Annotated in this window: 11 protein-coding genes; 3 read left to right on the forward strand and 8 right to left on the reverse strand. The window is 54.3% G+C overall.

Going from position 1 to position 9,407, the window contains the following annotated elements; all coding sequences use genetic code 11:
- Positions 1 to 29: 29 nt before the first annotated feature.
- Positions 30 to 809: a DUF1194 domain-containing protein gene (locus MELB17_RS15200; protein ID WP_050774943.1), complete on the reverse strand. Its 780-nt coding sequence runs from the start codon at positions 807 to 809 to the stop codon at positions 30 to 32.
- Positions 810 to 1,081: 272 nt separating this feature from the next.
- Here MELB17_RS15200 and MELB17_RS15205 point away from each other — a divergent pair, with 272 nt between their 5' ends.
- Positions 1,082 to 1,762, forward strand: coding sequence for a Tic22 family protein (locus MELB17_RS15205; RefSeq protein WP_007351182.1), 681 nt, complete (start codon positions 1,082 to 1,084; stop codon positions 1,760 to 1,762).
- A gap of 33 nt (positions 1,763 to 1,795) precedes the next feature.
- Here MELB17_RS15205 and MELB17_RS15210 read toward each other — a convergent pair whose 3' ends face one another.
- The 5 genes from MELB17_RS15210 to dapA form a co-directional block, all read right to left on the reverse strand.
- A complete protein-coding gene (locus tag MELB17_RS15210; protein ID WP_007351183.1) occupies positions 1,796 to 2,803 on the reverse strand; it encodes an NAD-dependent epimerase in 1,008 nt (335 codons plus the stop codon).
- A 12-nt stretch (positions 2,804 to 2,815) separates the two neighbouring features.
- Complete coding sequence (locus tag MELB17_RS15215; RefSeq protein ID WP_007351184.1) at positions 2,816 to 3,541, reverse strand: TIGR04219 family outer membrane beta-barrel protein; 726 nt, start codon at positions 3,539 to 3,541, stop codon at positions 2,816 to 2,818.
- A gap of 28 nt (positions 3,542 to 3,569) precedes the next feature.
- Entirely contained in the window at positions 3,570 to 4,283 is a 714-nt protein-coding gene (purC, locus tag MELB17_RS15220; protein WP_007351185.1) for a phosphoribosylaminoimidazolesuccinocarboxamide synthase, read from the reverse strand.
- Positions 4,284 to 4,384: 101 nt separating this feature from the next.
- Positions 4,385 to 5,584, reverse strand: coding sequence for an outer membrane protein assembly factor BamC (gene bamC, locus MELB17_RS15225; RefSeq protein ID WP_083796404.1), 1,200 nt, complete (start codon positions 5,582 to 5,584; stop codon positions 4,385 to 4,387).
- Positions 5,585 to 5,619: 35 nt separating this feature from the next.
- The gene (gene dapA / locus MELB17_RS15230) at positions 5,620 to 6,498 is read right to left on the reverse strand and encodes a 4-hydroxy-tetrahydrodipicolinate synthase (RefSeq protein ID WP_036184990.1); all 879 of its coding nucleotides are present in this window, start codon (positions 6,496 to 6,498) and stop codon (positions 5,620 to 5,622) included.
- A 74-nt stretch (positions 6,499 to 6,572) separates the two neighbouring features.
- Between dapA and MELB17_RS15235 the strand changes: the two genes are divergently transcribed.
- Positions 6,573 to 7,040 carry a peroxiredoxin gene (locus MELB17_RS15235; RefSeq protein WP_007351188.1) on the forward strand — a complete coding sequence of 156 codons (468 nt, stop codon included), beginning with the start codon at positions 6,573 to 6,575 and terminating at the stop codon, positions 7,038 to 7,040.
- 13 nt (positions 7,041 to 7,053) lie between these two features.
- On the opposite strand, the gene MELB17_RS15240 is transcribed toward MELB17_RS15235, so the two are convergent.
- Together MELB17_RS15240 and MELB17_RS15245 are read right to left on the reverse strand one after the other, a co-directional pair.
- The gene (locus MELB17_RS15240; protein WP_007351189.1) at positions 7,054 to 8,127 is read right to left on the reverse strand and encodes an AI-2E family transporter; all 1,074 of its coding nucleotides are present in this window, start codon (positions 8,125 to 8,127) and stop codon (positions 7,054 to 7,056) included.
- Positions 8,127 to 8,372, reverse strand: coding sequence for a sulfurtransferase TusA family protein (locus tag MELB17_RS15245; RefSeq protein WP_007351190.1), 246 nt, complete (start codon positions 8,370 to 8,372; stop codon positions 8,127 to 8,129). Before MELB17_RS15245 ends, MELB17_RS15240 begins: the two co-directional genes overlap by 1 nt.
- 127 nt (positions 8,373 to 8,499) lie before the next feature.
- Between MELB17_RS15245 and MELB17_RS15250 the strand changes: the two genes are divergently transcribed.
- The coding region (locus MELB17_RS15250; protein ID WP_007351191.1) for a M48 family metalloprotease at positions 8,500 to 9,407 on the forward strand (908 nt) is incomplete at its 3' end.

Raw genomic sequence — 9,407 nt, forward strand, 5'->3', positions numbered from 1 at the left:
ACATCAGCGGTTTAAACTGCAGCAAAAATTTACGCGGCCAGTTTACGGCGACGCAAAAACAGACCCATCATGCCCAGACCCAGCAGACCCAGTGTGGCGGGCTCGGGAACAGGTATTCCGGTGATTTCCTGGAACAGTTTTTTCTTGATGCCGGTAGTGAACGAAGCTTCGAAGTCGGTTGCCAGCAGTGCAAACGAATCCGCTCCACCAATGACATTTGATTCGTAGTAGCTGCGTAACGCTTCGTTACCAATGGCGATGCCATTGATAGCATCCACACCGGCAGCAAGCGCAGCATCTCTAGCGCTAGTCGGTGTAGCGCCGCTATTGTTTGTACCATCACCGGAAATATCGATTACCTGGCGAGCGCCTACATAAGCCGCATTGGTTACATCGTTAAAGCTGAAAAGGCCGGTTGAGTAATTGATGGCAGCACCTATGGCTGTGGAACCGGATCCAGAACGAACAGTTGCACCGATTGAAGTTGCGAAGGCAGACGCTGAGGCTGCGCTGTCAATCAACGTCCAGCTAATTCGCGTACCGGCGCTGGAATCCCATTCAACGTAGGTGACCGCAATTTTGCCCAGCCGACCACCGCTGGTGCCCAGAATGGCGTTTTGCACGGCTGCATCGTTAAAGGCCGCAATATAGCCATTTCGCTGGCCGTTGTATTCACCAGTGCTAACACTGCCCGACACATCCACAGCCAGAACCAGTTCCAAATCTACCGCAATCGGAACCGCGCTAACCTGCGTGGTTGCGAAGGCAGCCGCGAATAGCATTGCCATCATGAACTTTGTTGCTTTCATGTCCATCCCCTTTATAAGTCCCATTTTTTTCGGCACCAATCTTCGATCAGTTCCTGACATATTTGAGCAATTTCCAGGCCAGACATTTTATTTCACATCTTTAACAAATCGTTACATATACTTACACAAAGTCACACTATAGGCAGCTGCAAGCAGGTGTAAAGTTTGCTGACAGAAAATGGTTGTTTCGCATCGTTTACTTTCGACACTCAGCATTCGCTGCTATAAACGTTAGGTGGCTTTTTCGCAGCAACCCTGCCGAGGACAATAGGATGACCACAAACGGATCGACTGGTTTTTACACGATGGTGATGCGACGGGGCCTGTTGACTTGCCTGTGTTTTCTGATGTCACTGATGGCGAACGCAGAGCCCGGTGAAAGGTCGGCTGTTATCAATGCACTCAATGCCGTGCCTGTTTACTTCGTGACAACGGCGTCTGGTGCAGCGCCAGCCGTCGGCGCGCAACAGCAGGCAGACTTTGTGCCGGTATTTTTATATTCACAAGAAGCCGACATTGCCAAGGCCGAACTTGAACGCGAAGGCGCAACACAGTTGAAAGTGGTGCGTTCAGAATTGGGGATTTTGTACAGCGGGAAACTGAGTGCAAACAACAATGGCATACGTTATGGACTGGTTGCAAACCCGACTCAACTGGCTGCCGCCAGGCGTTTAGCAGCCAATGCCAATTTTTCGGAAGTGCCAATTTTTGTCGCCAAACACAAGCAGTCAGGCGAAGTAATGACCACGAAACAGCCGAGCGGAACACTGACCATTCCCTTGTTTCTGGAGGTTCAGCGCCTTGAATCGGCTCTTGTGAAACTGGGCAAGCAACTGCCCGACCTGGCAGGTGAGTTCAGAGTCGAAGCTTACCCTTTAAGCAGAATTGTTGATGACATGAGCAGCGGAACACTGGACCCACAACAAGTGCAAATGATTCCACCAACGGATTAAGCGCCAGTGGGGTCTATTCGAAGGCGGCTGCGGTTATACGCTGTAAAAATCCCGATACCACTGAACAAACTGTTCAATACCCTGCTCTAGCTGGGTTTCGGGCTTGTAGCCGACATCGTTGATCAGGCCATCCACGTTAGCATAGGTTGCGACTACGTCACCTGGCTGCATGGGCAGCAAATTTTTCTCGGCTTTTTTGCCGGTGCACTGTTCGATGGTTTCAATAAACCGGGCCAATTCCACCGGATTGTTGCTGCCGATGTTGTAAATGCGATAAGGCCCGCGGCTGGTACTTGGGTCTGGCTGGGCGGCGCTCCACTGGGGATTCGGTTGGGCGACTTGATCCAGAGTGCGCACCACGCCTTCCACGATATCGTCGATATACGTGAAATCGCGTTTGTGATGACCGTGGTTGAATACGTCAATCGGCTCGCCGGCCAGAATTTTCTTGGTGAAGATGAACGGCGCCATATCGGGCCGGCCCCAAGGACCGTACACGGTAAAAAAGCGCAGCCCGGTGGTGGGCAAGTTGTACAGATGGCTGTAGGTGTGGGCCATCAACTCATTGGCTTTTTTCGACGCAGCGTAGAGGCTAAGCGGATGGTCTACGTTGTCGTGCACCGAGAACGGCATGGCTTCGTTGGCACCGTAAACCGAGCTGCTGGACGCATACACCAGATGCTGCACGTCGTTGCGGCGGCAGCCTTCGAGAATATTCATAAAGCCCACCAGGTTGGCGTCTACATAGGCCTGGGGGTTTTCGATGGAATAGCGCACCCCAGCCTGGGCCGCCAGATGCACCACACGCTCAGGTTTGTGCTCTTCAAAGAGCGCGGCCATAAGGTCGCGGTCGGCGATATCCTGGCGCACCTCGGTAAAGCCGGCTTTACCCGTCAACCTTGCCAAGCGGGCTTCTTTCAGATTCACATCGTAGTAGTCATTCAGGTTATCAACACCGATGACTTCATCGCCGCGATCCAGCAGGCGTTGCGCAAGATGGAAACCAATAAAACCGGCACTACCGGTGACCAGAATTTTCAACAGACTTTCTCCTTAAAACACCACGCCAGCGCTAACAAACGGGCCATCAATTTTTACATCGAAGCGGTCGTCACCGTCTTCGTAATCCACCGCCATTTGGCGATAGCCGGCGCGCAACTGCAGTAGTGACAACTGATACTGGCCGTACACGTTGAAATCGTGCAGGGAGTCACCGCTGTAAGCAATGGCATTGCCTTCAATGCCAACACTGGCGCCGCTGAACGGCAGATCAAAACGCGCGGCCAGATAGCCCATGGGCACAACCGCATCGGCTGTCGTCCGGCTACTCTGGCCGTTACCCTGCACCAGCAACTCGCCGGAGAAATCCCGCGCGGTCAGGCCCAGGTCCAGATTAATCCAGTTATCCAGTACTTCGTAATACAGGGTGAAGTCCAGCTGTTTCAGTTCCAGATCAGAGCGTACGTCTGAGCCGGCGCTAATACCATCGAAGTTACCGCTCAACCGGCCGCGGGCAGTCTGGTCAATATTGATATAAGCCACGCGCACATTGGGCAGCAGAGGGACCGGGTGTTCCAGATACAAGCTCAGCTGATTGCTGCTTTCGCCGTCCAGATTAAGCTCGTCTTTGACGTCCACCGAGCCACCATTGGCTGCAACGTCACCAGACAGCTCCGAATCCCAGTAACCCACCTGAGCGCCAAACCCTAATACATCTGCTTGCGCCACTGGCGCTGCTAGAACGGCTGATCCGGCGAAAATTATGAATAATCTGCGCATAGTCGATGCTCCGTATTTTAAATTCGTATCAGTCGAACGACATACCCAAACGGCGGCCTACTTCTTCGTAGGTTTCAATCACGTTACCAAGGCCCTGGCGAAAACGGTCTTTGTCCATTTTATTGCGGGTTTCGGCATCCCATATGCGGCAGCCATCGGGGCTGAACTCGTCGCCCAGCACAATCTGGCCATGGCTGCGGCCAAATTCCAGCTTGTAGTCCACCAACAGCATGCTGGCATCTGCAAACAGAGTTTTAAGCACGTCGTTTACTTTATAGGTCAGCGTTTTCATCTGTGCCAGTTCGTCAGCCTTGGCCCAGCCTAGGCTGATCGCCAATGATTCGTTGACCATTGGGTCGTGCAATGCGTCGTTTTTCAGGAACAGCTCGAAGGTGGGCGGATTCAGCTCCAGGCCTTCTTCTACGCCAATACGGCGGCACAGGCTGCCGGCGGAGATGTTGCGAATCACACACTCGACCGGAATCATGTCGAGCTTTTTCACCAGGCATTCAGTGTTTGAAAGCAAGCCTTCGAAATGGGTAGGAATGCCCGCAGCTTCCAGCTTTTCCATGATGAAGGCGTTGAACTTGTTGTTCACCATGCCCTTGCGGTTCAGCTGTTCTATTCTCTCGCCGTCAAAGGCCGAGGTGTCATCGCGGAATACCAGTACAAAACGCTCGGGATCGTCAGTGGTGTGCACCGATTTGGCCTTGCCGGCGTAAAGTTCTTCGCGCTTTTCCATGGGATTCTCCAAAAACGGGCCGGCGTAAGCCAGCCCGGTTATCATCAATAAAGCCCGCGGTTACTCACAAAGCCCGCGACTGTTAATAAGTCCCGTAACCGCTAATAAAGATAGTCAAACAGGCGGTTAAGAAGCGTGGAAGGTGTTTGTTCACCGCTGTCGTTAACGGCGGTTTCCGCGCTGACCTGCACCGTCTGTTCGCCGCGGGTAACGTTCACCGTATGGGTGTGGCGCGGAGCTTCGTTATCGCTAAACCAGCTAAACCAGCTGAACCAACTGAACCAGCCCGATTCGCGCTCGTCAGCGCTGCGATAGTCTACCTGGAACCAGCCTGCACTGCGGTTCAGGTCTATGATGGTCATATCCGATTCGTTCAGTGCGCGGCTGACTTCCGCCCAGGCGCGGCCGTAATCGAGCTGCATTTCGATGGCCCTGGCCTGCTCGTTTTCGGATATCAGTTTTACCAAGGGTTTGCTAGTCATACCCGAAGCCGCGCGGGAGAAGGATTTGTTCTCTTCCCCGGCTTTCAAAAACTCGCCCATATCGGCCAGAATGCGTTTTTGCAGCTCCAGGTCAGCGGCGTCTGGAGCGAGGGTGGTGTCCCAGCTCAGCAAAGCTTCGGGCTGATCAGCTACCACTATGTTGCGCACCTGAATTTCCGTGGATTTACGGCGAACACCGGGTGCAACGCGTACCTGTAGTAGTACTTTGGGTTCGCTTGCGCTGGCCTCACCCTCAAGCTGCACCAGTTCACGAGCGCGAAGACTGAAGTTCACCAATTCGCTCTGCTGCAAGCCAAGCTGCGGGCTGTCGAACGCAACGCCCAGGCGTCGGTCAGACATATACGCGGTGACTGCGGGCCACAAGCGACCCGGAACGTCGTTCACCAACAGCCAGGCGCGGCCGTCTAGCTCTTCTACCGCATAATTCTGATCCAGAATTTCAGAGGTCATGTCCGGCGGCGTTGGAATGCCGTCTGAGTAAAGGTTGCCCGCGTTGGCCAGGTTAATATCACGCACGGGCATAACCTGACGGAAGCGTGATTCGTCGGCACTTGCGGGCAGCTCAATGGTTTTACCCTCAGGCGCACTGACGTAATCCGCGGAACGGTCCGACAACACGCCGCAGCCTCCCAAACCCGCCAGCAGCGCAAAGCCGGCAGCGGTGGCCAGGGGTTTACAGGCCTGGATGTGAAATGCTTGGGATTTGAAGGCTTCGGTTTTGAAGGTCAGCGCCTTACAGACCACCATCTTGAAAGACGCGGTGCACCTTGAATAACGGATTCTAGAGAGAACCTGCATAGACTTACTCCGGTATTGGAACGGGTTCAGCACGTTCAGAGTACGCCTGAGGCTTTCAGGGCATCTTCCACTTCGCCATGGAATGGTTCGCTGAGTACAGTCAATGGCAAGCGCAAGCCGTCACCGATCAAGCCCATGCGTTGCAACGCCCATTTTACCGGAATCGGATTGGCTTCCAGGAACAGTTTGCGGTTCAGGAGCATCAGCAGTTCGTTCAGACGTTCGGCTTCTTCGCGATTGCCCGCAACAGCCGCCGTGCACAAATCAGCCATGGCCCGGGGGGCAACGTTGGCCGTTACCGATACGTTGCCTTTGGCACCGGCCAGCATCAGTTCCATGGCGGTTGCGTCGTCACCCGAATAGACGTCCAAACGGCCTTTTACCGCTTGAATTAACTCGGCGCCGCGGGGAATATTGCCGGTGGCGTCTTTAATGGCGATGATGTTGGGAATATCGGCCAGACGAACCACGGTTTCGTTCAGCATATCGCAGGCGGTGCGGCCAGGCACGTTGTAAAGCATTTGCTTCATCATCGGGACGGCTTCGGCGATGGTGCGAAAATGCTGGTACAGGCCTTCTTGGGTCGGCTTATTGTAATAAGGCACCACTAACAGGCAGGCATCGGCTCCCAGCTTGTGGGCCGCGGACGTGAGCGCAATGGCTTCGCGGGTACTGTTGCCGCCGGTTCCGGCAATCACCGGAATGCGACCATTTACCCGTTTGATGATGTGGCCGATGGTTTTACAGTGCTCTTCCGGGTCCAGAGTCGCAGACTCGCCGGTTGTGCCCACGGCAACGATGCCATGGGTGCCATTTTCAATGTGAAAGTCCACCAGTTTGTCCAGGTGCTCCCAATGAATGTCTCCATTTGGGTGCATAGGTGTGACAAGTGCGACAAGGCTACCCGTAATCATAAAAGCTCCGTCCGAATAAAAGCGTTATGGTAATGTTGGGTACGAACTGACACAAGGGAATTAAAGGAGATGTCATGCCATCCGTAGAACTGAACAAAACCATACCTGACTTTGAAGCGACTGCTACCGGCGACCAGACGGTTCGCCTGGCCGATTTACGCGGCCGCAATGTGGTAATCTATTTTTACCCGAAAGACGACACCCCCGGCTGTACCACCGAGAGCCAAGACTTCCGCAACAACATGCAAGCCTTCACTGAACATGACACCGAGATTTTTGGCGTGTCCCGCGATGGCCTGAAATCCCACGACAATTTCCGTGGCAAGTTCGAATTGTCGTTTCACCTGATTTCCGACGAAGACGAAAAGCTCTGTACTTTGTTCGACGTCATCAAGCTGAAAAAACTCTACGGCAAAGAATACATGGGTATTGACCGCAGTACCTTTCTGATCGACGCCAAAGGCGTACTTCGTCAGGAATGGCGCGGCGTAAAAGTACCGGGCCATGTTGATGAGGTGCTCGCTGCAGTCAAAGCACTATAGTCGTTATCTGCCTTTAGCGGTTGGTCGGTGCCGGGGGTAACTCCCGCACCGGCCAGGCGGCCACCACCGCTTTCAGCATTGTGGCCAGAGGGATGGCAAAAAACACGCCCCAGAGCCCCCAGATCCCGCCGAAAAACAGAACCGCGACAATGATGGCGACCGGATGCAGGTTGTTTACTTCAGAAAACAGCACCGGCACCAACACGTTGCCGTCCAAAGCCTGAATGACACCGTATGCCACCATTATCCAGATAAACTGGCTGCCCCAGCCAAAGGCAAACAAGCCGATGATAGCCACTGGCACCGTGACAACTGCAGCACCAATATAAGGAATCACCACGCTCAGACCCACCAGCAAAGACAGCAAGGCGGCGTAAGGCATACCCAAAATTTTGAAGGTTATATAAGTGGTGGTTCCAACAATCAGGATCTCCAGGGCTTTGCCACGCACGTAGTTAGCGCATTGGAGATTCACTTCGTGCCAGATTTTGCGCATGGTTGCACGCTGCGGTGGCAACATGCGAGCGATAGAACCCAACAGAACGTCGCGGTCTTTCAGGAAGAAAAATACCAGTATGGGCACCAGAACAGCGTATATCAACAGCGCAAACAGGTCCGGAATGCTGGACAGTGATGCTGTCACTAACCACTGAGTGGCTTGCCCGACTTCGGTCGACACCTGCTGGTAGACAGTAGCTACGGCATCCAGCGACACCAACTGCGGGTAGCGCTCGGGCAAGAGTTCCAGATAGGACTGTAATTCACCGATAATGCGCGGTGTTTCCCGGGCCAGATTGGACAACTGGGTCCACACCAGCGGCATAAGGCCGAAAATGGCGCCGGCCAAAATGCCGAGAAACAGCAAGAACACAATCAGGATGGCCAGCGGTTCCGGCACTTTCCAGGCCAACATCTTGGTAACCAGGCCCTGAAGAATAAAGGCAACAATCAGCGAAGCAATGGCCGGGGCCAGCATAGCGCCAAACCAGATGACGAACATGGTGCCGACAATCAGAATAAGCCCAAGAATGACGGCTTCTTCATCTGAAAAGTATTTGTGGGCGAATCCGCGCAATATTCTAACCATTAATGGCTCCGCCTTACTGAATCGCCGCAGCGGATAATAAAACGGTACTGGCTGCCGTCAATGGCAGACTCCACCAGTTGATGGGCAGACAAGGCGATAAACGCCGGAATGTCTCTGGCCGAGCCAGGATCTGTAGCAACCACTTCCAGCTGTTCGCCGGGGGCCATGGTGTTCAGTTCGAGTTTGGTTTTCAGCAAAGGCATCGGGCATTGCAGGCCCGATGCATCCAGAGTTCGATCAGCCATGTTAAACGTTAACCCGTAACAGCGTTTGATTAATGAGCCGGCATTATGCCGCCAGTGTTATTGTATTGCATTAGAATCATTGGTTATGTGACGCTCAGAATATTCCGACACAGGATAGAACCCGAACATGAACAGCCTGAATGGCCACCTTCACTTCAATACCCTGCTCTGTGCGCTGCTGGCACTGACATTAACGGCTATGGGTGTCAGCACAGGCGCTGCTGCCCAGAGTCAGGGTAGCACGCTACCCACCATCGGCGGCACCGGTGGCGGCCTGATTGCGGGCCAGCAGGAAGCCGATATCGGCCGCCAGGTGCTGGTGTCGCTGCGGCGCTCTGCTCCGCAGATTACTGACCCTTTGGTTTATGACTACCTGAGCGCCATTCTTTACCGCCTGGTGCCAGCGGCGCCCCTGCAGAACCGTGACCTGACGCTGGCGCTGATTGATGACCCTGCCATCAATGCTTTTGCGGTGCCCGGCGGCATTGTAGGGGTAAACGGCGGTCTGTTTCTGTTTGCCCGCACCGAGCAGCAGTTTGCATCGGTGCTGGCCCACGAGCTGGCCCACCTTAGCCAACGCCATTTTGCCCGCCGCCTGGAACAGCAGCAAACCAGCACTCCGCTGACCATCGCCGGCCTGATTGCCGGTATTGTGCTAACAGCCGTTACCCAGTCTGACATTGGTATTGCCGCCATTGCCGGTACTCAGGCCCTGGCCATTCAGAATATGCTGGAATACAGCCGCGCGAATGAGCAGGAAGCGGACCGGGTTGGGCTGGACATTCTTGCCAATGCAGGGCTAGACCCGCGGGGAATGCCGGAAATGTTTGAAATTATGACGCGGCAAAACCGCTTGCAAGGCAACCGCGTGCCAGAGTACTTGTCTACCCATCCGCTAACCCAGAGCCGGGTTGCCGACACCCAGAACCGCGCCGAACAATACCCGTTAGAGCGCATCGAAGACAGCCCGGAATACCGTCTGATACGGGCCCGCCTGCAGGTGCATTATGCGGCTTCTGCGGCCGCTGCCATGAC

The organism is Marinobacter sp. ELB17 (assembly GCF_000169375.1).
Taxonomy (GTDB): domain Bacteria; phylum Pseudomonadota; class Gammaproteobacteria; order Pseudomonadales; family Oleiphilaceae; genus Marinobacter.